General features: G+C 68.3%; 19 protein-coding genes and 2 pseudogenes. 15 read left to right on the top strand and 6 right to left on the bottom strand.

Translation table 11 applies throughout. From position 1 onward, the window contains the following. Window positions 1–204: 204 nt before the first annotated feature. Window positions 205–1,284 carry a MerR family transcriptional regulator gene (locus tag WA762_RS11260; RefSeq protein ID WP_335935317.1) on the bottom strand — a complete coding sequence of 360 codons (1,080 nt, stop codon included), beginning with the start codon at window positions 1,282–1,284 and terminating at the stop codon, window positions 205–207. 189 nt (window positions 1,285–1,473) lie between these two features. Between WA762_RS11260 and WA762_RS11255 the strand changes: the two genes are divergently transcribed. The 12 genes and pseudogenes from WA762_RS11255 to WA762_RS11205 form a co-directional block, all read left to right on the top strand. Next, the gene (locus tag WA762_RS11255; RefSeq protein ID WP_335935316.1) at window positions 1,474–2,001 is read left to right on the top strand and encodes a DinB family protein; all 528 of its coding nucleotides are present in this window, start codon (window positions 1,474–1,476) and stop codon (window positions 1,999–2,001) included. A gap of 346 nt (window positions 2,002–2,347) precedes the next feature. Further along, window positions 2,348–3,166, top strand: a complete 819-nt coding sequence (locus WA762_RS11250; RefSeq protein ID WP_335935314.1) for a TnsA-like heteromeric transposase endonuclease subunit — start codon at window positions 2,348–2,350, stop codon at window positions 3,164–3,166. After that, window positions 3,163–5,505 carry a transposase gene (locus WA762_RS11245; protein ID WP_335935313.1) on the top strand — a complete coding sequence of 781 codons (2,343 nt, stop codon included), beginning with the start codon at window positions 3,163–3,165 and terminating at the stop codon, window positions 5,503–5,505. The genes WA762_RS11250 and WA762_RS11245 overlap by 4 nt, the downstream gene beginning before the upstream one ends. A 1-nt stretch (window position 5,506) precedes the next feature. Further along, the gene (locus WA762_RS11240; RefSeq protein WP_335935311.1) at window positions 5,507–6,808 is read left to right on the top strand and encodes an ATP-binding protein; all 1,302 of its coding nucleotides are present in this window, start codon (window positions 5,507–5,509) and stop codon (window positions 6,806–6,808) included. A 121-nt stretch (window positions 6,809–6,929) separates the two neighbouring features. Continuing rightward, window positions 6,930–7,226 (top strand): annotated as a pseudogene (locus WA762_RS35675) (TniQ family protein); the annotation flags it as partial. A gap of 129 nt (window positions 7,227–7,355) precedes the next feature. Further along, window positions 7,356–8,033 (top strand): hypothetical protein, encoded by a 678-nt coding sequence (locus WA762_RS11235; RefSeq protein ID WP_335935310.1) that lies wholly within the window; start codon window positions 7,356–7,358, stop codon window positions 8,031–8,033. Window positions 8,034–8,035: 2 nt separating this feature from the next. After that, window positions 8,036–9,205: a TniQ family protein gene (locus tag WA762_RS11230; protein ID WP_335935308.1), complete on the top strand. Its 1,170-nt coding sequence runs from the start codon at window positions 8,036–8,038 to the stop codon at window positions 9,203–9,205. 130 nt (window positions 9,206–9,335) lie between these two features. Continuing rightward, the gene (locus WA762_RS11225; RefSeq protein ID WP_335935306.1) at window positions 9,336–10,715 is read left to right on the top strand and encodes a dsDNA nuclease domain-containing protein; all 1,380 of its coding nucleotides are present in this window, start codon (window positions 9,336–9,338) and stop codon (window positions 10,713–10,715) included. Further along, window positions 10,712–11,284 (top strand): hypothetical protein, encoded by a 573-nt coding sequence (locus WA762_RS11220; protein ID WP_335935305.1) that lies wholly within the window; start codon window positions 10,712–10,714, stop codon window positions 11,282–11,284. Before WA762_RS11225 ends, WA762_RS11220 begins: the two co-directional genes overlap by 4 nt. Window position 11,285: 1 nt before the next feature. Then, entirely contained in the window at window positions 11,286–13,223 is a 1,938-nt protein-coding gene (locus WA762_RS11215; RefSeq protein WP_335935303.1) for an AAA family ATPase, read from the top strand. Between the two features lie 751 nt (window positions 13,224–13,974). Beyond that, window positions 13,975–15,726, top strand: a complete 1,752-nt coding sequence (locus WA762_RS11210) for a restriction endonuclease (protein ID WP_335935301.1) — start codon at window positions 13,975–13,977, stop codon at window positions 15,724–15,726. Between the two features lie 123 nt (window positions 15,727–15,849). Then, window positions 15,850–15,969: pseudogene (locus WA762_RS11205) on the top strand (IS5/IS1182 family transposase); the annotation flags it as partial. A gap of 15 nt (window positions 15,970–15,984) precedes the next feature. Here WA762_RS11205 and WA762_RS11200 read toward each other — a convergent pair. Then, window positions 15,985–16,884, bottom strand: a complete 900-nt coding sequence (locus WA762_RS11200; protein WP_335935299.1) for an AbiTii domain-containing protein — start codon at window positions 16,882–16,884, stop codon at window positions 15,985–15,987. Between the two features lie 341 nt (window positions 16,885–17,225). Continuing rightward, a complete protein-coding gene (locus WA762_RS11195; RefSeq protein WP_335935298.1) occupies window positions 17,226–17,738 on the bottom strand; it encodes an NUDIX hydrolase in 513 nt (170 codons plus the stop codon). 211 nt (window positions 17,739–17,949) lie between these two features. On the opposite strand from WA762_RS11195, the gene WA762_RS11190 reads away from it, so the two are divergent. The 3 genes from WA762_RS11190 (at window position 17,950) to WA762_RS11180 (ending at window position 19,848) form a co-directional block, all read left to right on the top strand. Then, window positions 17,950–18,513, top strand: a complete 564-nt coding sequence (locus WA762_RS11190; protein WP_335935296.1) for a helix-turn-helix domain-containing protein — start codon at window positions 17,950–17,952, stop codon at window positions 18,511–18,513. A 27-nt stretch (window positions 18,514–18,540) separates the two neighbouring features. After that, complete coding sequence (locus WA762_RS11185) at window positions 18,541–19,242, top strand: hypothetical protein (protein ID WP_335935294.1); 702 nt, start codon at window positions 18,541–18,543, stop codon at window positions 19,240–19,242. A gap of 273 nt (window positions 19,243–19,515) precedes the next feature. Beyond that, window positions 19,516–19,848: a DUF2516 family protein gene (locus WA762_RS11180; protein ID WP_335935293.1), complete on the top strand. Its 333-nt coding sequence runs from the start codon at window positions 19,516–19,518 to the stop codon at window positions 19,846–19,848. A 3-nt stretch (window positions 19,849–19,851) separates the two neighbouring features. Here the strand turns inward: WA762_RS11180 and WA762_RS11175 are convergent, their stop codons facing one another. The 3 genes from WA762_RS11175 to WA762_RS11165 form a co-directional block, all read right to left on the bottom strand. Further along, on the bottom strand, window positions 19,852–21,474 hold the full coding sequence (locus tag WA762_RS11175; RefSeq protein WP_335935291.1) for a PP2C family protein-serine/threonine phosphatase: 1,623 nt from the start codon (window positions 21,472–21,474) through the stop codon (window positions 19,852–19,854). A gap of 665 nt (window positions 21,475–22,139) precedes the next feature. Then, a complete protein-coding gene (locus WA762_RS11170) occupies window positions 22,140–23,201 on the bottom strand; it encodes a C40 family peptidase (protein WP_335935289.1) in 1,062 nt (353 codons plus the stop codon). A gap of 569 nt (window positions 23,202–23,770) precedes the next feature. After that, entirely contained in the window at window positions 23,771–24,562 is a 792-nt protein-coding gene (locus WA762_RS11165; RefSeq protein WP_335935287.1) for a class I SAM-dependent methyltransferase, read from the bottom strand. Between the last annotated feature and the right edge of the window lie 333 nt (window positions 24,563–24,895).

Here is a 24,895-nt window from a genome sequence, read left to right as displayed (position 1 = left end):
GAGATCGCCGGACCGGCGCGGTCCCGGCGACCGGAGAGGCGGCGGGGACCGTTGCGGCCTCGGGGGCTGGAGAGGCGGCGGGACGCGCCTGCGGGCGTTCGGGCCCGCTCGGCGGGCGTTCCGCGCCCGCCTGCGGCCGTTCGCGCCCCGCGTGCAACGGTTCGCGCCTCCCTGTCGGCTTTCGCGTCCCGCCGCCCCTCGCGGTTACGCGGCCGCCAGCACGTCCGCGATCACGCAGCTGACGTTGTCGGGTCCGCCGGACCGGTTGGCCAGGGCGACGAGTTCGCGTACGGCCTGCTCCGGGGCGTCGACCGTGGTGACGACCCGGCGCACCTCCGCGGCGTCGACCACCGCGGACAGGCCGTCGGAGCAGAGCAGATAGCGGTCCCCGGCCCGGACCTCGTGCAGACGCATGTCGGGGGTGGCGTCGGCCCCTCCGCCCAACGCCCGTACCAGCAGCAACCGCTGGGGATGGGAGACGGCCTCCTCCGGGGTGATGCGCCCCTCGTCGACCATCGACTGCACCACGGTGTGGTCGTGCGTGATCTGGAACAGCTCGCCGTCGCGCAGGAGATGGGCGCGGGAGTCGCCGATGTGGACGAGAGCCAGCTGCGAACCGGTCCAGAGCATCGCGGTGAGCGTCGTACCGGCCTCGTCCGGTGCGGAGGCGGCGGCCCCGGTGACGTCGCGCACGGCCCGTTCGGCCCGTTCGACGGCGTCCTCCAGGACATTGAGGAGACCGTCCGCCGGGATGTCGCCGGTCTCCAGGCGCCGGAACGCGTCGACGGCGGCGGCGGCGGCGGACGCGCCCGTGTCGCCGAAGCCGTCGGCGACGGCGAACAGGCGCGTTCCGGCGTAGGCGGTGTCCTGGTTGCTCGCGCGCACCCGGCCGGTGTCGGACAGCGCGGCGTAACGGATGTGCGGGGATGCGGCGGTCGGGGACATGGCGGAGTCCTTTCTCGACAGGTGATCGATGAGGAGGGCGGCCAGATCCCGCCGTGCGGCGGTGTCGGCCTCGAACCGGGCCCGGAACGCGCGGACCTCCTGAGCCGCCGCGCCCGCGTCCAGCGCGCAGACGTGCCGGATACGGGCCAGCGGCATCCCCAGACGCCGCAGCCAGGCGACCAGCCGGGCCCGCTCCAGCTGCTCCGGCGCGTAGAAGCGGTAGCCGGTCACCGGGTCGACGCGCGCGGGCGGCAGCAGGCCGAGCCGGTCGTAGAGGCGCAGCGCCTTCGGCGACAGCCGGGACGCCCTCGCGAACGCCCCGATGGTCAGCAACCCCATGGCCCGCCCCTCTCCTCCCCGTACCGGGTCCGTTCCTCGTGCGGGGTCCCGTCCCCCGTACCGGGTCCTCCCCGTACCGGGCTCTCCGCCCGGTACCACCGATGCTGAGGCCTCCCCTGGGGACAAGGTCAACCCGGAGTACCGGCGAAGATGACCGTGGATCGCGGTCGTTCCTGTCAGGGTGGGACCATGACGACCACACCGGATGGACGCCCCGTCCCGCCCGCGCACGCCGACGAACGCGCCATGCTGGAGGCATGGCTCGACTTCCACCGTGCGACCCTCGCCCTCAAGTGCGAGGGCCTGAACGATGAGCAGGTACGGACCGCGGCGGTGCCGCCGTCGTCGATGACGCTGCTCGGCCTGGTCCAGCACCTGGCCGAGGTGGAACGCAACTGGTTCCAGCGGGTGTTCGCGGGCCAGGACGCACCCCGGCTCTTCGAGGAGGACGACGACTACGGCTTCGCCCTCCGCCCCGACCGGGGGATCGACGAGGCGTGGGCCGCCTGGCGGGCGGAGGTGGCCCGGGGCCGCGAGCTCATCGCCGACGCGTCGCTGGACGACTCCGGTCGACTGTCCGCGCGGGACGCGGAGCATGTCGGCGGCCGGGAAGTCTCGCTGCGCTGGATCATGGTGCACATGATCGAGGAGTACGCACGTCACAACGGTCATGCCGACCTCATCCGCGAGCGGATCGACGGAGTCGCCGGCACGTGAGCCGTGCGCGCGGTCGCGGAGGCCCGCGCGTTCGGCCCGGCGCCCCGGTCGGCCGACCGCGCGGTCCTCTTCGCGCGGTCCTCTCCGTGCGGTCCTCTTTGCGTGGGCCTCTCCGCGCGGCAGCCGGTCGACCGGGCCGTTCCATTACGGCATCGGGTTGGGTGAGATTGAGCACGATAGGTGTCGTCATCCTCCCATCCCGACCTGGCCTTTCTTGAGGCTCTGAGCACGACATCTGTCGGCAGATTCGCATCGTTCTTGACGTGTTCCGTGCTCTTTGCAGGCAAGTTGTCGCCAACTTCGGAGATCGCCCCTCCGAGGGGGAGCATGCGGCTTACCTGGGGACATGAGCGATAGCTGGGGCTCCTTGTGGTCCCACCGCTGTACGTGGACGGATCTGATGGTCCCGGTCTCGCTAGACCGTGGGTGGGGCGGCCTGGACCTGTCCGACGGTTGGTTGGACCGGTGGACGGCTACGTGGAAGTACGCGGGGGACGAGGTCACGGGGCCGGTGAGGCACCTGGGGCGGGTTCCGGTGGCGAGCCGCGGGCCGATGCGAGGGTTCACCTGGCGGCGGGAGCAGCGGCACAGGCCCGGTCTGGAGTCGCTGGTGTCGACGGGGCGGCTGCATGGGTTCGAGAGCCTCGAAGAGGACCAGTTACTGGTGGCTCTGGACTTTGCCGGTGATCTGGTGGAAGTGCTGTCGCAGCCGTTGCGTATCCGGTTCCGTACAGCGGAGAAGTGGCGTAACCACACGCCGGACTTCTTCGCGCTCACGCGGGCCGGGACCTGGCTGATCGACGTGCGGCCCCGGGATCTGATCGAACCCGAGGATCTGGAGTCGTTCGCGGCCGCGGAGGAGGTGGCGTTGGTCTGCGGGTGGCACTACGCGGTCGTGGCCGAGTGGCGGCCGCATGTCCGGTCCACGCTTGGTGCGTTCTACGGGAAGCGTCGTCCGACGCGTGACATGCTCGGGGTGCAGCCCGGTCTGCTTGCTCAGGCCGAGGAGGGCGTCACGTTCGGGGAGTTGGCGGACGCGCATATGTACTGGCCGGTGGCACGGGCCCAGTTGTTGCATCTGCTGTGGCACCGAAGGCTCGGCATCGACCTTGCTCAGCCGCTGACGGACAGGTCGCGAGTGGTGCTGGCAGAAGGCGTCTCATGATGGGGGCGGCGGAACTGGACCTCTCGCCCGGCGCGGGCGTCGTGCTCGATGAGGTGGAGTGGCTGGTCGAGCGGCAGGAGCCGCATCTGGGGCGGGTCCACCTGGTGCGGTCGGACGGCGAGCGGCAGCGGGTGAGCTTTCGATTTCTGGTCAATCATCCGCGGTGCCGGTCATCGTCGCGCACGGCGGCGGAGGGCGCCAACCGTGGGCGGCAGGCGGCTTCGTGGAGTGATGTGAAGCCGGAGAAGCGACCGCTGATGGAACAGCGTTTCGCGCATCTGATGGAGGTCAACTGGGGATTCCGCAGCGGTGATCCGTTCCGGCCCGAGCCGGGGGAGCCACGCCCCGAGTACAACCCGGACCGTACGACGCTGACCGAACGGCGGGAGGCGAAGGCCACCGAACTGTCGGCGCTGCGGCCCGAGGAGGCCAAGCTACTCCTGGGAGTCGCGCATGTCGGGGTGCGCACGCTGGAGCGGTGGGAGCGTCGGCGCAGGAAGTACGGGATCGTGGGCTGCGCCGATCACCGGTGGCTGCGGGCGAGCGGCGGGCACCCGAGTATCAGCGAGGAGGTCCGTGAGGCGATCTTCGCGGTTCGCACGGAGACGCAGCAGCACCGGTCCCGGGTGAGCGCGCGGACCCGCGAGAACATGATCCGTCGCTATGTGCGGGAGACCTTCGAGAAGGAAGACGAAGGAGAGAGGGACAAGGGCGGGGGCGGGGAAGAGCGCGAGAAGATCGAGGTCCCCAGCTATCACACACTGCTGCGGGTGTGGAAGGAGTGGTTCGGGCCGGGCGGCGCGCGACCGAAGTACGAGCGTTCGGCCGACCTGCCCACCAAGAACGGGCATGTGCTCGTGACTCGCCCCGGCCAGGTCGTCGCGCTGGACACGACCATCCTGCCGGTGATGGTCCGCGAGAACGTCTTTGGTGACCCGGTCACAGTCCACCTCACCTTGGCGCTGGACGTCTACACCCACTCCATCTGCGCGTTCCGGCTGACGCTGGTGTCGGACTCCTCGGTGGACGTCGCGATGGTGCTGCGCGACGTCATGCTGCCGCTGCCCATGCGGGAGGAGTGGGGCGAGGACATGGAGTGGCCCTATCCGGGGCTGCCGGCCGCGATGGTCTCGGAGTTCGCCGGGTACGAGGTGGCCGGGCTGCCGTTCTTCACTCCCGAGACCGTCACTTCCGACCACGGCTCGGTCTACCGCAACCATCACCTGGTGGATGTCCAGGAGGCGATGGGCTGCCGGATTCTGCCGGCGCGTGTGCTGCGCCCGCAGGACAAGAGCGCGGTGGAGCGCGTCTTCGGCAGTATCCGTTCGCTGGTGTTCGAGAAGCTGGCCGGATACACGGGAGTCGACGTTGCCGACCGCGGCGCCGACCCGGAGGGCGACGCGGTGCTGACCATGGCCGAGATGGAACACCTCATCGCGACCTGGGTCGTGAAGGTCTGGCAGAACCGTCGTCTCGGCGAGTTCGCACCCAGCTGGGATCCCGGTGGTGACCACAGCCCCAACACCCTGTTCGCCGCCTCCTTCGCCCAAGAGGGCTTCGACCTGGACATCCCGTCCCCGGAGACGTACTACCGCTTCCTGCCGGAGCACCATGTGAAGCGGATCTACCGGCGGGGCGTGAAGGTCAAGGGGCTCTGGTACGACGCGGAGCTGCTGCACCGTCCCGACCTGCACTCTGCTCGCGGGGGGCGCTACAAGAAGCAGTGGGTCATCCACCGCGAACCCCGCGACCGGAGGGTGGTGTACTTCCAGGACCCCGACACCCATAAGTGGCACGAACTGTGCTGGACGGGCCTGCCGCCGGAGGGCGAGATGCCGGCCTTCGGGGACGCCAGGGTCGAGGAACTCCTCACCCGCGTACGGGAAGCGGGTCTCAAGCCGCGTTCCGACAGTGACCTCGTCCCGATTCTCCTGGAGATGCTGGGGGCCGTCGATCCGGTCGAGAACTGGCCGTCCCAGCTGACCAAGTCCCAGCGGGTGCAGCATGCGCGGGAGATCACCCAGGCCCGGGCAGCCACCGCGGACCGGCCGCAACAGCCGCCGAAGCCGGACGAGTCGCCGCGCCTGACGGCCGTCGGCGCCCCGGATACGGAGCCGCTGTGGCGGGAGCGGGCCCGGGAGGCTACCGACAGCCTGGACGCCCACCGGCGTCGGCGGCGGGAGGCGGCGACATCCTCGCGGACGCCGTCGGCACCCGCCCCGCTGGGATCGAGCCACAGTCGCCGCAACCTCTTCGTCATCGCCGACGACGATGACGGCCCCGACGACGCGGCCCCGCCGCCACCGAGTCCCGGTCGGCAGCCGACGGAGGAAACGTGAAATGAGCAACCTGCACCCCGAGCCGTCGAACGCGCCCGTGCCGTTCCTGCGCTTCGGCCCGAGGCCGGACCGGACCCGCCACGAGGGCTGGCGGGAGTTCCGCCGCACGCGGGATCTGTTCGTGCCGGTCAAGAAGATCCCCCTGGCCGAGTACGCGCTGATGAGCCCACGCAAGAAGTCGCTGTACGACCTGCACCGCGCGGCCACGCACGTCAACATGCAGATGCTGGACACCCCGATGAGCGAGGTGGTCACCACGCTGATGCGTTCGCGGATCCAGAACAACGCGATGCGTATCGGCCCGAGCACGCTGGACGGGCTGATGATCAACGGCGGTGGCTACCAGGGTAAGACGGAGACCGCCTGCCGGACCGCCGCCGAGTTCGAGGACACTTGGCGCGCCCTATTCGAGCAGTACCCCGAGTGCTACTTCGACCCGATGCCCGGCACCCGGGACCTGATCGCGCCGGTCGCCTACTGCCAGACCCCGGTGAAGGCCACTCCGATCGGCCTGTGCGAGGCGATTCTCGACTACTACGGCGCCCCCTACGGCAGAAACCTGCGCGGCATGATCCGCAATGTCCGCGAGTCGATCAGGGCGCACGCCACCACCGTCCTGATCATCGACGACATCACCCGCCTGAAGATGCACCGAGAGGACGACCAGGACACCCTCGACCTGATCCGCGGCCTGATGGACCTGGACGTCACGCTCGTCCTCATCGGCGTGAACATCCCCCGCTCCGGTCTGCTCAGGGAGGGCTGGCACGACCCCCGCACCAACCAGTGGGTCTACGCACCCCTGAAGAAGGGCAAGAGCTACAACCCCGACGCCTCCACCCAGACCGAGCGCCGCTTCGACCTGGTCACCCTCGACCCTTTCGACTACAGCAACAACGCACGCACCGGCGCCTTCATCGACCACCTCGTCGGCATCGAGAACCAGATCCGGCTCTTCAACGCCGGCCCCGGCACGCTGTCCGAAGGCCGGATGCCCGAGTACCTCTACCGCCGCACCCACGGCATCGTCGGCCTCCTGAGGCGCCTGATCGAGGACGGACTGACCAAGGCCATCGAAAGCGGCCTGGAGGACCTGACCATCGACCTCCTCGACGAGATCACCATCAACCTGGGCAATATCCCCGGCAAGGACGGCGTACGCGACGCCGAAGCCGGAGAGATCCCCGACGTGGACACTGCCCCACAGCCGAAGGTGAAAGCAGCCCGGAAGACCCCGAAGGCCCGGAAGGGGCGCAACACGGTTCTCGACGACCGCGGCACACCTCCGGCGGCTGAGGCATGACCCTGCGTCCCCTGCCCCGCAGCCTTGACCCGCTCGAAGACGAAACCCTTGTTGGCTTCATTCTCCGCCTCGCCAGTCACAACGGCACGACCCGGAGCAAGTCGCAGCCCGTTTGGGATTGATGGACGGACCGGGCGAGACTCCCGGCGTCCTCTCGCCCTGGCTGCTGGTGGACATGGACAAGCCACGCCTTGCCCGGGCGGCACACGCGGCACACCTGACCGTTGCGGAGGCCGACAAGTTACTGCTAGCCCCCATGGGGCATCAATACGGTCTGTTGAGCAGGAGATACCGGCCGTGGACGAGTCCCCGCCAGCTGGACCGCCCCAATCGATGGATCCTCGTACGGACATCCCAGTACTGCCCATCCTGCCTCGCGGGCGACGGAAGTCCGCAAGAGGCTCTGAACGGCGGTGCCTGGAGACGGTCATGGCGCCTGCCGGTGGTCTTCGCTTGCGTTCGGCACCGGCAGTTCCTCCATCGGGTCTGTCCTGCTTGCCGCACTCCTAGTCAGTTCGCCCGCGCCGGCCTGATCGCTCGCCCGGGGATGGAAGAACTCCACCCGGCCCAGTGCCGATCGCCGTCCGTTCCGGGCTCGGGCGGGGTCCGCCTGTCGGTCTGCGGGGCCGACCTCTCCCGCGTCGGTCCAGCTCGTAGCCCGGAGGGCGCCGACTCGCTCAAGGCTCTGCTGGCCCTCCAAGGACGCCTCGACGAACTGCTGGCCACCAACGGGCCTTCGAGCGTGGGGAGTTGCGGCCGACTCGTGCCGGTCGCCCAGTACTTTATCGACTTGCGGGTGGTGGCCACGTTGATCCTCGCCTCCTGGCCAGAGGCAAGCCGTTTCGCGGCGACACCCGCCCTGGCACAGGCGATCGAACGGGAGGCGGTGCAGCGAATGCGCGATAGCCGACGCCGCACGCGGCGGGGCGGATCGAAGAGCCCATACGGGATCAACTCGCTGCTCTCGCCTATGGAGTCTGCCCTGACCATGGGCGCGGTACTGGGCATCGCTGTGTCCGTGCTCGAAGCCCGCGACAAGAACTGGACAGAGCGAGTGCTACGCCCGTTCTACGACGCCGCCCTCGCACTGAACCGGGACACCTTCCGGCGCCTTGCACGCCTCCCCGGCACATCCCTTGCGCTGCAGCAGGTGCTCGGAGTCGCAAAGGAGACAGCGGACACTCTGAGCCCCGAGATCTACGTCCGCGGTCCACGAAACGGCTGACCATGCGCTCCCTGCCCCGCAGCCTCGATCCGCTGCCCGACGAGACGATCACCGGATTCGTGCTGCGCCTGGCCCATCGGCTGGGCACAACCCCCGCAGAGATCCTGCTCCGCACCGGTCTGGCACCCGGCGGCAGTCCTGGTCTGCCCACCCGCCTGCCCCTGAGCTTCCAGCACCACTTGGACGACGCCCACCTCACGGTCTTTGCCCGCGCCACCCTTCTCATGCCCGCCGAGGTCGCCGACATGCTCCTCGCTCCGCTCGGGCAGCGGTATGGGCCACTGAACCCCGCGTTCACGCCACGCAGCACCCCAGCCCGGATGATCTACGACAACTCGTGGGTGCTGACCCGCTCCACGCGCTACTGTCCTCACTGTCTCACCGGGAACGGCGCCCCCATCCAGGACCGGCACGGCGGTCCTTGGCAACGGCTGTGGCGCCTTCCCGTGATCTTCCTCTGTGTCCGACACCAACGACTCCTCGCCCACCAGTGCCCCAGTTGCGGCGCACTCGCGCAGTCCCCCCGTGCAGGCAGCGCCATCGCCCGCCTGTCGGACGATGCTCTGAACCCGTGGCAATGCCGGTCGGCTGAGGCGCGTTCGGCACCGGCCGAGCATCCCGCACATGCCTGCGGAGCCGACCTGACCCGGGAAAGCGCCCCCGCCGGGAAACTCGATTCGGCCACTATGGCCGCGCTCGTCCGAGTGCAACGACACCTTGCGGGCTTACTCGCTGCAGGAGGCCCCGAGAGCACGACGAGCGCGGGGGCGCCCGTCCCCGTCGCCCACTACTTCGCCGATCTGCGCGCGACGGTCGCCATGATCTTCCGAACCTGGCCCGAAGCACGCCCGTACGCCGGCACATCGTTCCTGGCCGCCGTGCTCGATGCCGAGCATGCTTCCCGCACCGCGGAGGCTCAGCCCTTGCTCAACACCGCCGGGAAGAAGAAGACCTCCAAGCCCTACACCGCGCCGCCGACCGACTCCCTGGCAACGGGCGCGGTTCTGCAGATCGCGACGCGGTTGCTCCAAGCGTCGGATCCCTGCCAGGCGCGAGAGTCGATGACCCCGCTCGTTCACAGACTTCGCGATGCCGACCGTGCGCTCAGCGCCTACTTGTGCCGCGATGCCTGGATCTCAACGCCCATGAGGACTGCGGTCGGCGACTGCTGAAGGCGCCAAATTGCGACGGACTGTTACGTGGCGATGCTGGAGTGTGATAGAGGTAGGGATCTTCACTCCCGGTGCCGGGATGGAAGCGGCGGGGGACGTGCCCTGATAAGGGGCCGGATCGGGGGCGTCGATGGTCGACACGGCGGGCATGGGCGTTGGGGCTGAAGGCGCCAGAGCGCCCGCTGAGTCGGAGAGTTCAGACGGTTCAGCGCACGCCATCTTCGAACTGGCTCCGGAGGAAGACAGCGGCTCGGACACGCTGGGCCGTTACCGGTACCAGGCGGAGGTAGCCGCCCGAGAGTGTCTCGCCATGCTCACGGAGGACGCAATTGACTTCGTCGTCTGCGAGTGGCACGAGGACTTCGTCGTGGCGTGGGCCGATGGATCAGTGGAACTGGTATCGGTCAAGCATCGCGAAGAGAATCAGGGCACGTGGTCGCTTACGGAGCTGTGCAAGAGCGGCGGCCTGACCCATCTCTTCGACCGCTGGTGCGCATGCGAGTGTGCCGCCAATGTCCGACTCAGACTGGCGACGAACGCGGCGCTGAGTCCGATCAAGGGTAATGCCGGCACGCTGGCTCGGATGTGCGGCCCGGAGCCGGAACTCACGGATGGGCTGTCCTCTATGGCGGAGACAATCGCCCGTCAGATGCTCAAAGTCCGTTGGAAACAGCCCTATCCCAACGTCCCGGACACACCCCAGGTGAGCAAGCTCGCGGACATCCAGGTGCCAACGGGGTTCGTGGAGAGGGTTCTTCGTTTCCTTGCAGTCCTGGAGATCTCCTGCGATCCACCCCAGCGCGCACACATCACCGACGTCAACATCCAACGGCTTCTGGTGCCTGCCGTCGAGCAACTGCAGCTGGGGCATGTCGACCTTGAGAGCACGTACCGGGCCGTCGTGGACCGGATCGAGCGTGCCAACCGTGATGAGAGCGACCGTAGCCAACTTGCTGTCTACATCGCCGACCCGAGCCGCGTCCGTCACAGCACGCGGATGCAGCAGCGCATCGGCCGGCGCAGCATCACTCGCGAGATCGTCCGCCAGGCGATCGCGTACACGACGGTTCAGCTGCCCACGTTCCCCCGAGGTCAAGCGCCCGTGCTGGCACCGGGAGGGGCAAAGCTCGGCCGCAAGCTGCGCCGGGGCCTGGTTCCCTCGGACGAGGCGGCGTTCGCCGAACGGCTCCGCTCCGCGTGGTACACGACCTGGTCCGAGCGCCGCTCCGGCCTGGCCGGGGATGAAACCGACCTTTTGAACCTGTCCATGGACGTGCTGGATATGGCCTTCGAGTGCCGACGCCATGCGCGCGCTCAGGTCGCCGAGGGCAGCGAGTTCGGCAACAAGATGAACGACCTGCTGGCCGAGAAACTGAAGGTCGACGCTCTGCCGTCGCCGCCGCCGTTCTTGCTCAGCAACCTGCATTTGCGAGGGCTGGCCTACCAGTTGTGCGACGAGTGCCTCTTCTTCTTCTCCGAGAATTTCAACACGGATGAGGAAGCCTCATGACCCATAGCGCCGACTTCGAGACCGCCGTAGCGCGCATGCGGACTCAGCGGCGGCAGGCAGAGCAGCGTGAGGTCCACTACCACGAGGCGCGCATCCTCCTGCTCATCTCGCAGTTCACCACCCCCAAAGGGGGGCTCGACGGCCTGACCAAGCTCGCCAAACTCGACTTCCTGCTGCGCTATCCAGCGATGTTGGAACGTCTCCTGCCTGCTGGCGAGGCGTCGTGGCCGGAAGGAACCGCCCCCACACCACCCGAGCGCCTCGCGGTCGAAAGCCGTATGACGCGCTACAAGTACGGGCCCTGGGACCAGCGCTACTACAGCGTCCTCGGCTCACTCGCCGCCCGCGGCCTGATCGTCTACAGCAACAGCGCCAGAGCCGAATTCCGCGCCACGCCGCAGGGCGCCGCCGCCGCGGCCTCTCTTGCCGCAACGCCGGAGTGGGACGTTGTCGCCAGCCGCATCAAGCTGCTCAAGCGGCATTTCAACAAGTCAGGATCGGCCTTGAAAAACCTCATCTACGACCGTCTGCCCGACGCCGTCGACCGACCCTGGCGGACGGAGATCTGACATGGCCGTCCACCTGCGCATCGTGGCCTTGACCGTCACCACCGCCGAGGCGGAACAGACCTACCGCTTCGACCGTCCGGCCACCGTGATCACCGGCCCCATCGGCACTGGCAAGTCCAGTCTGCTGATGCTCTTCAAGCACGCCCTCGGTGGCAGCGCCATGCTCACCCCGGCGGTCCGCGACCATGTCCTGTCGGTCCAGGCCGAGGTCGTGGTCGGCGACGAACGTGTCGTTCTCAAGCGGACCATTGAGGGAGACACCGCCGACACTGTGGATCTCCTCGATCCACACTCCCTCGCTCTGGAACGCACCCTGCCTCTGCGGGCCTCGGAAGGCGCCACCACGCTCTCCGACCATCTCCTGGACGGGCTTGGCTTCCCGCGCGAACAGATCGCCGCACGGCGAGAAGGAGCAGCGCGGCCGCAGAACCTCACCTTCAACGACCTGTACGCCTACGTCTACCTCCAGGCGCGCGAGATCGACCGTCAGGTCGTCGGTCACCTGGACAGCTGGTTTGAGACCAAGCGCAGAGAGCTCTTCCGCCTGATGTTCGGGCTCACCGACAGCGCGCTCATGGAGCTCAAGCGCACCAGGAACCAGCTCTTGGACACGCTGAAGGCCAGAACCGCCGAGCACGACAACGTCAGCTCCTTCCTGGCAGCCTCCGACCCCCGCAGCGACGACGAACTGCGGGCCGAACTCACTCAGCTACGCGACACTCTGGAGCGGGCATCGTCCGCCCTGGCCAGCCTCCGCACCGAACTTGAGGAACAGACCGCCGCCGACACCGCGCTGCGTGACGAGCTACAGAACGCCATTCGCGCCGCCCGGCAGACCGAAGAAGAAGTGTCCGCGGCTGCTGACCTAGTGGAGGCGCGACATGCCGTCGTCGCTCAGGTACAGCTCGACCTCTCCCGTCTCGCACGGTCGGTCACGGCCATCGACCAGCTCTCTCCCTTCGAGTTCGTCGTCTGCCCGCGGTGCATGCAGTCGCTGGCCGCCCGGGCCGTCGAGGACGGTCACTGCCTCGTCTGTCTCCAACCCGATCCAGTCGAGGCCGACATCGACCCGGCTGCCATCGAAGAGACACGCACGGCCCTGCAGCAGCAGCTTGAGGACGCACAGCGCATCCAGCAGTCGGACGAGGCGCACCTGCAGACCGTCCAGGAGCGGTCGCAGCAACTCAGCTTTGCCGTCACCAGCCTGCGCCGGGAGCTCGACGCCCAGACCCGTGATGCGGTCGCCCCGCGCTTCGACGCCATCGCCGAGGCCAGCTCCCGCGTCGCCTCGCTCAAGGCCAGCATTGATGCCATCACCCAACTGCGCGAATCCTGGGGACGGGTGCGCACCATCGACGCGGACATCCGCTCGCTTAAGGCCGACCGACGGCAGGTCAACAAGGACATCAAGGAGAAGTCCGAGCAGCTCAAGGCCAGCCAGACTCTGCTCGGTGACCTCAGCACTGAGTTCAGCCGACTGCTCACCAGCTGGAACCTGCCCTGGGTCGACACGGCCGTCATCGACCGCGACACCTACCTGCCGGTGGTCAACGGACGGCCCTTCGAGACCCTGCAGGCCTCCGGCGGGGGCATCGCCACCTCCGTCAACCTCGCCTACAGCCTCACGCTCCTTGCCTTCGGACTCGACCACTCCGACGTCCTCGTTCCATCGCTCCTCGTGATCGATTCACCGCGTAAGGCCTTCGGCAACAATGCCTCCGACCGGCAGCGCGCGGCCGAGATCTACAGTCGCTTCAGGACCCTGGCTGACGCATATGGCGAACGCTTGCAGCTGATCATTGCCGACAATGACCCCCCGCCCATCACCAGCGACTTCTTCGGCAAGGTGGAGTTCGACTACGAGAACCCCATGGTGCCCGGCGTGGATCATCCCGGCCCTGATCAGGTCACTCGCATCGAAAGCCAATCGGATAGCTAGTCGCGCAGTGCGGGCTACGGATGCCCCCGAAACTGCGGTGGGCACAGGGGAGGGGGAGTCAGCCTTACCTCGCCATCCGCTGGGTACGTAGCACCGAACTCCACGACACCTTCGTCTCCCTCGCCTGAAGCGCTCATCTGCCGGTGACGCCTCAACAAGCCTCCCCGCGAACCCCCGCGATGGAGGATGTATGCCGGGGGGCGGATGTCCTCCGGACGTGAGATGCCTCGGAACGCTGTCAGCGTAGGCTGTCGGCCAGTCAAGGCAGCTGGGTCGGAGGGGGTGTGCCATTTCCATGGCCGATGAAGTTGTACGTGAGGGTAGGAATCCGTCTGCAAGCGTGTTTGAAAGGCTCCTCGGTGCAACCTTTCAACACCATAGCTCAGAACCTCCTTCGGTATTGACGAGCGAAGGCCCTCCTGGCGACACCTATGAAGCCCCTGAAGGGTGGAACACCCATCGAGAGACATCATGGAGATCGCTAGCGTCGAAGGCTGACGAATTACTTGCGGTTGGGCCAGTTCTACTGATTCCTGAATGGGAGAGACTGCCGGCAAATAAGAAGTACCGCACTCGTTGGAGCTACGAAGTACTACTTGAAGATTTGGTTCCCCCGGAGCGGGACGCTCACCTGGCCGTGCTCTTGCCGTCATCTGCTCTTACCTCTCATGCGGAGGCTGACTTCAGGGCGGCTGTGAGGGAGCGGTGGCATCTGTCGACTGTTCTCTACGCGGCTGGTGTCTTGCCGAAGGTGCATACCGGTCTGGAAGTCGCGGCAGTTTTCCTGCACGCGCGGCAGCCCAAGGAAGCCGTCGTGCGAATGTTCCGCATGCCTCATCGTGTTGATCCCAAGTCGGTTGAGAAAGATTTCGAGAAGTTGCTCCGTATGCGGGGCGGAAGGAGTAAGAACGGCTACGTCGTGCGGGATCTCATCCCTGCGCACGAGCGACTGCACTTTGAGCGACACGATCCAGCAGTGCTGGCCCTCCGTGAGGATCTGGTCGGGTACGGGAGTGTGGCGAAAGTGGGTGATCTGTTCACCAAAGCGCCAAGCGTCCATCGCCACACATTGGGTGAGAAAACCAGCTCAACTGGCCAGCCGGGTGCTGTCCGCGTACTGCGAGGGCCCGATGTGCTCACGGATGGCTCGATCGCACCTCCTGACCCCGAAGATATCTGGGCGCAGGTGCCATCGGACTGCTTGTTGCAGGCTGGGGATCTGATTCTGCGATCCATCTCTCGGCCTACAGACCGCCATCGTTTTGTGGTCAGTGAAGTCGGGGATGATGACCTGCCGGCTGCGGCAAGCGAACATGTGATCGTGCTGCGCCCGAAGGTGCCTTTGGAAGCACATCAGCTTCGCTTTATTCTGCTGTTCCTTCGGTCTCCAATGGCAGGGCCGATGCTGGCGCAAGCGGGTGTGCACATTCTGTGGCGAGACCTCGCAGACTTGACGCTGCCGCAACCGGACGGGGCACTGGCATCCGCTCTGGACAACCTGGAAATCTCGAAGCGGCGCCTAGAAGAGTGGCACAGCGAGGCGGATGAGGTCCTTCAATCCGTCTTCCTCGACCAGAGCGCAGCTCAAGGCCGCGACCGGATCGTACGATCTGGTCAAACTCTGCGGCTTAGGGTCGCAGCCGCTAGCCTTCTTGATGATTTGGGTCACACGGTCCGTACACGCTTCCCTTACCCGGTCGCCCTGCGCTGGCGTGAGACTGAGGCCGCGATGAGCGTGCGAGACGCTGGCCCTGCGTATCAAGCAATTCTCGGCACCGCTGAGATCCTCCTGGCCTACAGTGCTCTGTTGGTAGGGGCGCTTGCCAGGGAAGAAGGAATAGAACTGGGCTCGCTTCACGCCATTCGTGGCCAACTGGAACGAGGCCGGGGGCCAGGGTTCGGTGAATGGGTAGCCACACTGGACGAAATTTCCAGCAAGCGAAAGAGGAGCAGTCTTCCAGCAGAACACCCCCTCAACGCCCTTGGTTCCATGTTCGCAGACGAGAAAGTCGCTGACGCACGCAAGCGTCTGTACAGCCGCCGTAATGATGAAGACCACGAGCGACGAGTGGACCGCGTCGACCTGCCACAGGCGCGTGACGCAGCCTTTGGTGAACTTTCCAGGTTGATTGAGGGTGGAAGATTCTTGGCCGACTGGTCTTTGATTCAAATCACCGACCTGCACTGGGACGCGCTTCTAGGGCGCTCGGTGATCGACTATCGAAACTTGATGGGTGATCATCCAGTGGTGCCCACGAGTACGATGATCTGGGACCGCAGTGACATCGAGAAGGGGAGCCTGTACCTCAAAGATCAGGAAAACAGGCTGCATTTGCTACGGCCTTTTCTGGTTGGGTGTCTCTGTCGACGATGCCGTAGCTGGTCGACCTTTCACATCGATAAAGCCTCTCAAGGTACGGTCACCCTCAAGTGCCTCGAATATGGGCATACCTTTGACGATCCGGCGCTAGTGGAACCGTTTCGGCACGTTGGATTGCTTTAGCGCCGCGAGTGCGAAAGGGTATGGCATTCCTGCAGTCGCGGTTCGTGACACTCCAGATAGTTTCGTAGTCACGAGCGCGGGTGCTGCATGGGCCAGTCGAACGTGCACTCCGAGGCCTCATGGCAGGCCATGGCCACTCTCAAGCCCTGGCGGCTCCTCCGCAAGCTCCGGTGCTCGACCACCCGGATCACCTGCCTTGTCCAGGCCTTCCGCACCGTGCATCTCACCAGTTCAGGCCGATGATGGAAGGCCTTAGCGTCAGGAGTTGCCGACCTCGGGTGCGCTCAGGGTCAGGATCTCGCCGAGGGTGATGTAGGTCTGCAGGAAGATGAAGCGGGCCTCGTCGATGGTGACCTCGGCGTGAGTGCCTGCAGAGCACCGGCCATAGAGATCGAACAGGGTCCGACGCAGCCGGTCCCTGCGGCTCTTGGATGCCCCGCAGGCGTGGGTGTGTGCTTGGAGCCGGTTCAGCACCTGCTGCGGTCCGACCTTCAGGTCGACTTCGTCCCCGATCTTGTACGGCTCGTCCCGGGCCGGGAACACATAGTCCGCAGAGGAGTCGATCAACCGGCGGCAGGTGGTGAGGGCCTGGCTGACAGACTCAGAGTCACCGTCCCGGAGACGGTCAGAGATGCGCTCGATCTTTTCGAGCGCAGTCCCGCTCGCCACCGCCAACGACCCGTCGACCCTCTCTTGGGCGTCCGCGAACAGACTTGCCTGGAGTTCGCTGAACAGAAGCTCGTGGTAGATCTCGGTAACCATGTCATAGACGGTCGCGACGACTTGCCCGAAGATCCCAGTCCACGTGCTGAGGGAGGCTGAGGAATGAAGGATCCGCTCATCATGGGCTCGCGCCGCAACTAGGGCCATGTCGCCCGAATAGTTGCCCCCGCCGCGCATGGCGTCGATGGCCTGCTGCGCGGACTCGACCTGGGCCTCCACCTTCGCGATCGACTGGGTGTAAAATGTCTCCTTCTCCCGGTCGGCCCAGCGGCCCGCCCGTTCGATCCACGCCAGCGCCGAACCGTCGGTTGGGTACCCGTTGCGCTCGAACCCGAGGAACTTCGTCAACTCGGTGTGCCCGACCAGTCGGGCGAGCCTGCTCGCCTTCAGGACGACCTCGGACGCCTTCAACCGCTTGAGCTCAATGTCGGCCAAGAGCTCGTCCGCAACACGGATCGCTTCTTCCTGTCGCCCCACTGCTGACCACCCGTCTGCTCGAACTCTGCTGGTAGCAGTCGTACCACGCGGGTCCGACACTTCTGTGCCGATTATTCAGTGGCCACTAGAGCTCCGATCGGTCCGTGCTCTCCCAGAACGAGGTCCTTCGTCACCGCCGGACTGCTGACGCGGACGCTCCCCTCTGGCGAGGTCCAGAGCCATCGAGTTGCGCAACGAGCGGGAGTCGACCAAGCATCCGTAATCCCTGTCGCGAACAGCCGTCCTCACAAGGCGCGTTGGCCGCAATCAGGCATCCAAGCCCGCGAGGCGGGCAAGGGTCAGGACTGCGCGGTCCGGAACGCGAGATATCGACTGAAGGCTTCGTGGCTGTCGGGAGTGAAGCGCCACTCCAGCAGAGCCGACCGCACCTCTGGCTCCGTCAGCCAGCCATGCCAGGCGACCTCATCGGGATCGGCGGCCACGGTGTCCGGCACCACGGTTTCGTGAACGCCGAGCCAGTGAGGGCTCAAACCGCTGCGGTTGAGGAACGTGAACAGCAAGCGCGGCAGCACATGAAGGCCCAGCTCTTCGGCCAGTTCCCGCCCGGCAGCCCGTTCATAGGACTCGCCCACGTCCACGGCGCCACCGATCACGACCTCATAGAGTCCGGGGAAGCGCGAGAGCTGCTCCGACCGCCGGTGGACGAGGATCCGTCCATGCTCATCACGACACACCGTCACGGCGACCCGATGCAGCCAGCCCTCCCGGATGGCCTGCCGGCGGCTGACCACCACCCCCAGCACACGATCTTGATCGTCGACACGCTCCACCAGTTCATCCACGACGGACACCCTGGCAGAGCCCACCGGCAACGCCGCTTCCCGGCGACTCGCAGAACCGGACCAAGAGCACCTGCGTAAGGAGGTCGGACCCGGATGACGACAGTTGTCGTGCAAATGCGACACCTATCGTGCTCAGGCTCATTGGGCCGGGCGAGTGGAGTAGCGCACTTTTGCAAGCGGGTGCTTGCAATAGTTAGCGAGGGTGGCGCACCATCGGGGTATGGCATCACTCAACGTCGGCAATCTCGGTGAGTACCTGCGCGAGCAGCGGCGCAATGCGCAGCTGTCGTTGCGGCAGCTCGCCGATGCCGCCGGGGTGTCCAATCCCTACCTCAGCCAGATCGAGCGCGGGCTGCGCAAGCCGAGCGCCGAGGTCCTGCAACAGGTCGCCAAGGCGCTGCGGATCTCCGCCGAGACCCTCTATGTGCGGGCCGGGATTCTGGACGAGCGGGACCGGGAGGAGTCGGAGACGCGGGCGGCGATTCTGGCCGACCCGTCCATAACCGAGCGGCAGAAGAGTGTGCTGCTGCAGATCTACGACTCCTTCCGCAAGGAGAACGGCTTCGAGCCCGGACCGGGTTCCGGAGCCGCGGACGCTGCCGGAACCGGAACCGGAACCGGAACCGGAGCCAGAGCCGGAGCCGGAGCGGAGCCCGACGGTGCGGACGGACGTTCCGGCGCGGACGGCGGCCCGGGCGCCGACCCCGTTTCGATGCCGGAGCCGAAGTCGAAGCCGATGCCGGAGCCGAAGTCGAAGTCGAAGCCTTCAAAACCCTCACACTGAGCCTGATGATCCGGGAGGACCACAGTCATGGCCATCACCGATGACCTGCGCAAGACCCTCACCGACCCCACCCCCCTCTACTTCGCCGCCGGTACGGCCGATCTCGCCGTCGAGAAGGCGCGGAAGGTCCCGGCGCTGATCGAGCAGCTGCGCGCCGAGGCGCCCGAGCGCATCGAGGCGATGCGCAACACCGACCCCAAGGCCGTGCAGGAGAAGGTGGCCACTCAGGCCAAGGAGGCCCAGGCCACCGTGCAGGCCAAGGTCGGCGAGGTGATCGGGGCGTTCGACAGCGACCTGCGGAAGCTGGGCGAGAGTGCCCAGGACCTGGCGATGCGCAGCCTGGGCATGGCGGCGGAGTACGCGGTGCGGGCCCGGGAGACGTACGAGAAGGTCGCCGAGCGCGGGGAGCGGACCGTGCGGAACTGGCGGGGCGAGACGGCCGAAGAGATGGTCGAGATCGCCGTCGTCGTCGAGCCGCGCAAGGAGTCGAAGCCGGCCGGTCCCAGGACGACCGGCACCACGCGTCCGGCCTCCTCGGGCGGTACGGGCAGCGCGAGCGGCACCGGCGGTACGGGCCGTACGCGTACGGCGGCGGCCGACGGGCAGGGCAAGGCCGCGCCCGCCTCGAAGGCCGGCGGAGCGGAGGGCAAGGCTCCGGCCGCGCCCGCCAAGAAGGCGCCCGCGCGCAAGCCCGCCGCGAAGAAGACCACCCCGCCGTCCACGAAGTAACCCCCGGAGCCCTGGTCGCACCCGGAGCCCTGGTCGCACCTGGAGTCCCGGTTGTACCTGGAGTCCCTCCGGCGTACCTGGAGCCCCCCGGTACGTCTGCCCCCCGGCGTACCGGTGCCCCGGGCGGCAGGCGCACCGGCGTCACGGACCGTCGTGGGCGGGGCCGTGGCGCCGGGGCGCCGCAAGGGCCGGGCGGGTGCCTTCTGGGGTGTCCGGCCCGTTCCGGGTACCTTGGCCGCGAGGCGCTCCATCATCCATTAGGCGGTGCACACCATGTTGCTCACAGGATTCAGCACTCTCATCTGGCTGCTCTACATGGCCATGCTCGTCCTGGCCGTGGTCGCGCTGGTCATGGCGGCGACGGCCCGTGAGGACGCCTACCGGGCCGCGGACAAGCAGAAGAAGTCCTTCTGGCTGGTCATCCTCGGTGTCGCCGTCGCCGTGAACCTCTTCGTGCCGATGCTGTTCCTGCAGCTGGCCGGTCTGGTCGCGTCCATCGTGTTCCTGGTGGACGTGCGGCCCGCGCTCAAGGCCGTCTCGGGCGGCGGATGGCGCGGCGGGTCCAGCAGCGACGGGCCGTACGGGCCCTACAACGGCGGGCGCTGAGCCCTACGCGGCGCCCGTCGCGTTCGCGGGCGAGGCCGATCCGGGGCGGGGGCGCGGGATGCCCCGGCCCCGGTCGCCGCTCGGGTCCCGGACTCCGCCGGGGTCCCGCTCCCGGCCCGCGCCCGGGTTCTCGCCCGTGCTTCGGTCCTCGTCCGTGCCCGAGCCCTCGCCCGGCTTCCGGACGCCACCCGACTTCCGGTCTTCGCGCGCGTCCCGGTCTTTGTCCGCGCCCCGGTCCTCGTCCGCGTTCCGGCGGCGGATCCGTTCCTGGTCGCGGTCGAGCAGCAGCACCGCCACGTCGTCGGTGAGCTCGCCGCCGTTCAGTTCCCGTACGCGGGTGACCGCGGCCTCCAGCAGGTCCTCGCCGGTGAGCCCCTGCGCCAGCTGCTGGTCGACCATCGCGAGCATGCCGTCCTGGCCCAGCCGCCGGGTGCCGTCCCCGACGCGTCCCTCGATCAGCCCGTCCGTGTACATCATCAGGCTCCAGGAGCCGCCGAGCTCGACCTGCCGGCGCGGCCACCTGGCGTGCGGCAGCAGGCCGAGAGCCGGGCCGCCGTCCTCGTGCGGGAGCAGCCGCGCGGCCCGGCCGGGGCGCGCGATCAGCGGGGCGGGGTGGCCCGCGAGGCAGAGTCCGGCGCGCCGCCCGTCGGGGGCGATGTCGACGGTGCAGAGCGTCGCGAAGATCTCCTCGCTCTCCCGCTCGTGCTCCAGCACCTCCTGGAGCGTGGCGAGCAGTTCGTCGCCGCACAGTCCGGCCAGGATCAACGCCCGCCAGGCGATGCGCAGTTCGACGCCGAGCGCCGCCTCGTCCGGGCCGTGCCCGCAGACGTCCCCGATCATCGCGTGGACGGTTCCGTCGGGGGTGCGGACCGTGTCGTAGAAGTCCCCGCCGAGCAGCGCGCGGCTGCGGCCGGGGCGGTAGCGGGCGGCGAAGCGCAGCTCGGAGCCTTCGAGCAGCGGGGTGGGCAGCAGGCCGCGTTCGAGGCGGGCATTCTCCTGCGCGCGCAGCCGGGACTCGGTGAGCTGGTGCTGTGCGAGGTCGGCGCGCTTGCGTTCGACGGCGTAACGGACGGCGCGGCTGAGCAGCCGCCCGTCGAGTTCGCCGCGGAAGAGGTAGTCCTGGGCGCCGACCCGTACCGCCTCGGCGGCCAGCTCGGTGTCGTCCCGGGCCGTCAGGACGAGGACGGCGTGGCGCGGGGCGATCCGCAGGACATGCCGGAGCGCGGCGAGCGCGTCCGCACCCTCGGCCGCCCCGGCCGCCCGTGCGTCCCCGGTCTCCCGAGCCGCCCCGGTCTCCCGTACGGCCCCGGTCTCCCGTACGGCCCCGGCATCGGCGCGGGCAGAACCGGAGGAGGCGTTCCCGTTGCGGGACGCGCGTATCTCGGCGTCGGCCGGGAGGGCCAGGTCGAGCAGGACGCAGTCCACGTCGTCCGTGAGCAGCCGGGCCGTCTCGGTCAGGTTGCGGGCGGTGCGGACGCGTATCCGGGTGCCGGCCGAGGCCGGGAGCTCGGGGACGGTGAACGTGCCCGCGGGGTCGTCCTCGATCACCAGAAGGGTGAGGCCGGTGGCGGGGGAGGGTTCCGCGGCGGGAGCGGGCTGGTCCTCCCGAGGTTCGGGTACGGGCATCGGTTCGGTTCCTTCCCTCCCCCCGAGGGCGCGGCGGGACGACGAACGACGACCTGCCAGACGGGGACGATAGCGGGCCGCGCTGTGGAAAAGGAATGGCGTCCCATGCCCGCCCGGCCGTCCTCCGCCCGGTCATAAGCCGCGTCCTGCCACGGATCCGGCGGGTCGCACCGTGACGGAGGCGGCCGACGGGGGCCCGGGCATGACGAAGCTCACGCGGGAGGGACGGTGGCGAGCGTCACTCGCGCGACGTCCGCAGGCGGCCGCCCTCGGGTGCGGGGGGCTTGCCCACCGCGCGGCGCGGCAACACGGTCACCGCGCCGGAGGGGGCCGACACCGCGCAGTGGCTGGGCGCGAGAGCCGCCAAGGGACGGGCCGCGTCGGAACGGCCGCAGCGTCGGCACGGGCCACGTCGGAACGGGCCGGTCACCGCACGCCGCGTATCGCCCGCCGCGCGCCGACCAGCCCTCTGCCCGCGCAGGACCGCCGGTCTCCACCGCCGACCGGGGCCCGCCCTCACTCCGGCCCGCCCTCACCCCGGCCCGCACCCCACGCCGGTCCACGTCCCCGCACCGGTACGCCGGTCTCTGTCCGCACCGGTACGCCGGTCCCTGCCCGTACCGGTCCACCGGCGTCCGGCGTCCGCCCTCCGCTTCGGCGGGCGCCTACTTGTCCGGGCGGACCACGCCGAGTATCTGCATCGATCCCGCGCCCGCCAGCGTGACGTCGCGGCCGGGGCGCGGGGCGTGCACGATGGCGCCGTCGCCGATGTACATGCCCACGTGGCTGGCGTCGCTGTGGTAGATGATCAGGTCGCCGGGACGCATGTCCTTGATGGCGATGTGCGGCAGCAGCCGCCACTGCTCCTGCGAGGTGCGCGGGATCGGGCGGCCGGCCGCGGCCCACGCCTGCGACGTCAGCCCCGAGCAGTCGTAGGAGTCGGGACCTTCGGCGCCCCAGACATACGGCTTGCCGATCTGCGAGGTCGCGAAGGCCACCGCCTTCTTCCCGCTGGCGCTCGCCTCGCGGTTGATGTCCTTCAGCGCGCCGGAGCTCAGCCAGGCCGTCTGCAGCTTGTACTGGGCCTCTTCCTCCAGCTTGAGCAGCCGGGCGCGCTCCTCCTCCTTCAGCTGGGACTCCAGCTTCTTCGCCGCGGCGATCTGCTCCTTGATCTTCTTCTTGGCCTCGGCCTGTTCGAGACGGTTGGCCTCGAGTTTCTCCCAGTACGCGGTCGCGTCCTTGCTGTACGTCTCCAGGTTCTCCTGGGCCCTGTCCAGCTCGCCGAGAACGCCGCGGGCGGCCTGCTGGCCCTCCCAGACGCGGTTCACCCCGTCCAGGAACAGCTGTGGATCGTCGCTCAGCATGAACTGCGCGCCGGGCGGCAGCCCGCCGTTGCGGTACTGCTCGCGGGCCTGGGCGCCCGCCTGGCTCTTGAGCTCGGCGATCTTCGCCCGCCCCGCGACGATGGCCCGGGCCAGTTTGACGATCTCCTGGGACTGCTTCTTCGCCTTCTCGGCGGCGAGGTTGTACGCGTCGGTGGCCGCGCCCGCCTTGCGGTACAGGGCGTCGATCTCCTTGCCCACCTCTTCGAGGCTCTTCGCCGGCTTCGCCGCGCTCTTGGAGGGGGGCGGCGGCGAAGGCGCGGCGAATGCCTGGACCGGCGCGGTGAGCACGGTCAGCGCGCAGACCAGAGTGATCGCGGCTGCGGCACAGTGACGTCGTTTCACGTGATCCCCCTCCGAACGAATCTGATAACGAATCTGATTTACCGTCAGTAACTATTCATCGATGGCGCGATCGTGCCACGCCGTACCGAAAAGCAACAGAGGCTCACCCCCGCTGTTCCGGCGGTCGCATGCGTCGCCCGGCGACCCGGGGAGCGCCTCCCGCGCCCGGGAACTCCTTCCGTGCCCCCGGAGTCCGCCCTGTCGCGGAGACCGTCGCCCCCACCAACTGGACGACCGACGTCCCGTCAGTGTTCCCGCACTCCACCCTTTCCGGCCCGGGTGACCGAGGCGCGTTTCAGCGCAGGACGGTGCGTATGGGGGCGCGATGGGGTGAGGCGAACTGCTGTATGACGGGATGATACGTATCAGGATGCGATAAACGGTGTATATCGCTGCCTGCGGCTCGGCGTAGGGCTTCCGCGTACGGTTTTTGCGTACGGCTTCTGCGTACGGTTCTGTGCGCGAGTCGGGCCTAGGAGCCGGGCGTAGGAGCCGGGTGTACGAGCCAGGTGGGTGCGTCGGGCGAGCGCGTCAGGCGAGGGTGTCGGGCGAGCGCGTCGCGTACCGGTTCAGCGCGCGTCGGACGGCCGGGCGGGGCGGAGGGCGTCCCACCGCACCGTGACCTCGCCCTGGCGCCAGCGCCGTACCCCGTCCGTCAGCGGCCAGTCCGCCGACAGCGTCCGTACCGCCGTGATCCAGCGCTGCCGGGCGCCGAGCGCGGCGTACGGGGCGGCCGCGGCCCACGCCCGGTCGAAGTCGCGCAGGAAGGCGTGCACCGGTTCGCCCGGGACATTGCGGTGGATCAGCGCCTTGGGCAGGCGTTCCGCCAGGTCGGAGGGGCGGTCCAGGGAGCCGAGCCGGGTCGCGAACGTCACCGTGCGCGGCCCTTCCGGGCCCAGCGCCACCCATACGTGCCGGCGCCCGATCTCGTCGCAGGTACCCTCCACCAGCAGCCCGCCCGGTGCGAGACGGGCGCACAGCCGCCGCCAGACCTCGGCCACCTCGCCCTCGTCGTACTGGCGCAGCACGTTCGCCGCCCTGATCAGGTCGGGCCGGCGGGGGAGCGGAATCTCGAAGCCGCCGTGCATAAAGGTGAGGCCGTCGCGCTCGTATGGCTTCGCCGCCGCGACCCGTTCCGGGTCGATCTCGATGCCGACCACCTCGGTGCGCGGTTCGGCGGTGCGCAGGCGCTGGAGCAGTTCGACGGCCGTCCAGGGGGCGGCCCCGTAACCGAGGTCGACGGCGACGGGCGCGTCGGCGCGGCGCAGGGCCGGGCCGTGGGCGGCGGCGATCCAGCGGTCCATGCGGCGGAGCCGGTTCGGGTTGGTGGTCCCGCGGGTCGCGGTGCCGATGGGGCGCATGCCAGCGAGCGTAACGAGCGCCGGGGGCGGGCGGGGGGCGCGGGTCCCGGGTGGGCGTAGCAGACGTACGCCGGGGCGGGCATATGCCGGACGGGAGTGCACGGGGTGGGTGCACGCCCCGTTCGCGATACCCGCCCCGGCGTGCGGACGTATCTGATATGCGCCTCGGCACGCGGGTTTCCCCATACGCGCCCCGGCGCACGCCCTGCTTCCGATACGCCCCCCGGCGTGCGGACCCCGAGCGCGCAACGTAATGATTTGGTAAAGCGGAAATGAAAGGGGCGGCCCCTCTGTTTTCGCTCCCGAAAGGGGCTCAGGTCCCTTCGATGTCGT

It is taken from the genome of Streptomyces tyrfis (genome assembly GCF_037034285.1).
Classification (GTDB): Bacteria; Actinomycetota; Actinomycetes; order Streptomycetales; family Streptomycetaceae; genus Streptomyces.
The sequence above is the reverse complement of the archived record's forward strand: the minus strand, read 5'-3'. Positions and strand labels throughout refer to the sequence as shown.

Coding starts and splice junctions, on each gene's coding strand:
- WA762_RS11190 (WP_335935296.1), top strand. CDS start 17,950: ATGGCATCACTCAACGTCGGCAATCTCGGTGAGTACCTGCGCGAGCAG.
- WA762_RS11245 (WP_335935313.1), top strand. CDS start 3,163: ATGATGGGGGCGGCGGAACTGGACCTCTCGCCCGGCGCGGGCGTCGTG.
- WA762_RS11255 (WP_335935316.1), top strand. CDS start 1,474: ATGACGACCACACCGGATGGACGCCCCGTCCCGCCCGCGCACGCCGAC.
- WA762_RS11260 (WP_335935317.1), bottom strand. CDS start 1,284: ATGGGGTTGCTGACCATCGGGGCGTTCGCGAGGGCGTCCCGGCTGTCG.
- WA762_RS11220 (WP_335935305.1), top strand. CDS start 10,712: ATGACCCATAGCGCCGACTTCGAGACCGCCGTAGCGCGCATGCGGACT.
- WA762_RS11250 (WP_335935314.1), top strand. CDS start 2,348: ATGAGCGATAGCTGGGGCTCCTTGTGGTCCCACCGCTGTACGTGGACG.
- WA762_RS11225 (WP_335935306.1), top strand. CDS start 9,336: ATGGTCGACACGGCGGGCATGGGCGTTGGGGCTGAAGGCGCCAGAGCG.
- WA762_RS11215 (WP_335935303.1), top strand. CDS start 11,286: ATGGCCGTCCACCTGCGCATCGTGGCCTTGACCGTCACCACCGCCGAG.
- WA762_RS11240 (WP_335935311.1), top strand. CDS start 5,507: ATGAGCAACCTGCACCCCGAGCCGTCGAACGCGCCCGTGCCGTTCCTG.
- WA762_RS11175 (WP_335935291.1), bottom strand. CDS start 21,474: ATGCCCGTACCCGAACCTCGGGAGGACCAGCCCGCTCCCGCCGCGGAA.
- WA762_RS11235 (WP_335935310.1), top strand. CDS start 7,356: ATGGAAGAACTCCACCCGGCCCAGTGCCGATCGCCGTCCGTTCCGGGC.
- WA762_RS11180 (WP_335935293.1), top strand. CDS start 19,516: ATGTTGCTCACAGGATTCAGCACTCTCATCTGGCTGCTCTACATGGCC.
- WA762_RS11165 (WP_335935287.1), bottom strand. CDS start 24,562: ATGCGCCCCATCGGCACCGCGACCCGCGGGACCACCAACCCGAACCGG.
- WA762_RS11185 (WP_335935294.1), top strand. CDS start 18,541: ATGGCCATCACCGATGACCTGCGCAAGACCCTCACCGACCCCACCCCC.
- WA762_RS11230 (WP_335935308.1), top strand. CDS start 8,036: ATGCGCTCCCTGCCCCGCAGCCTCGATCCGCTGCCCGACGAGACGATC.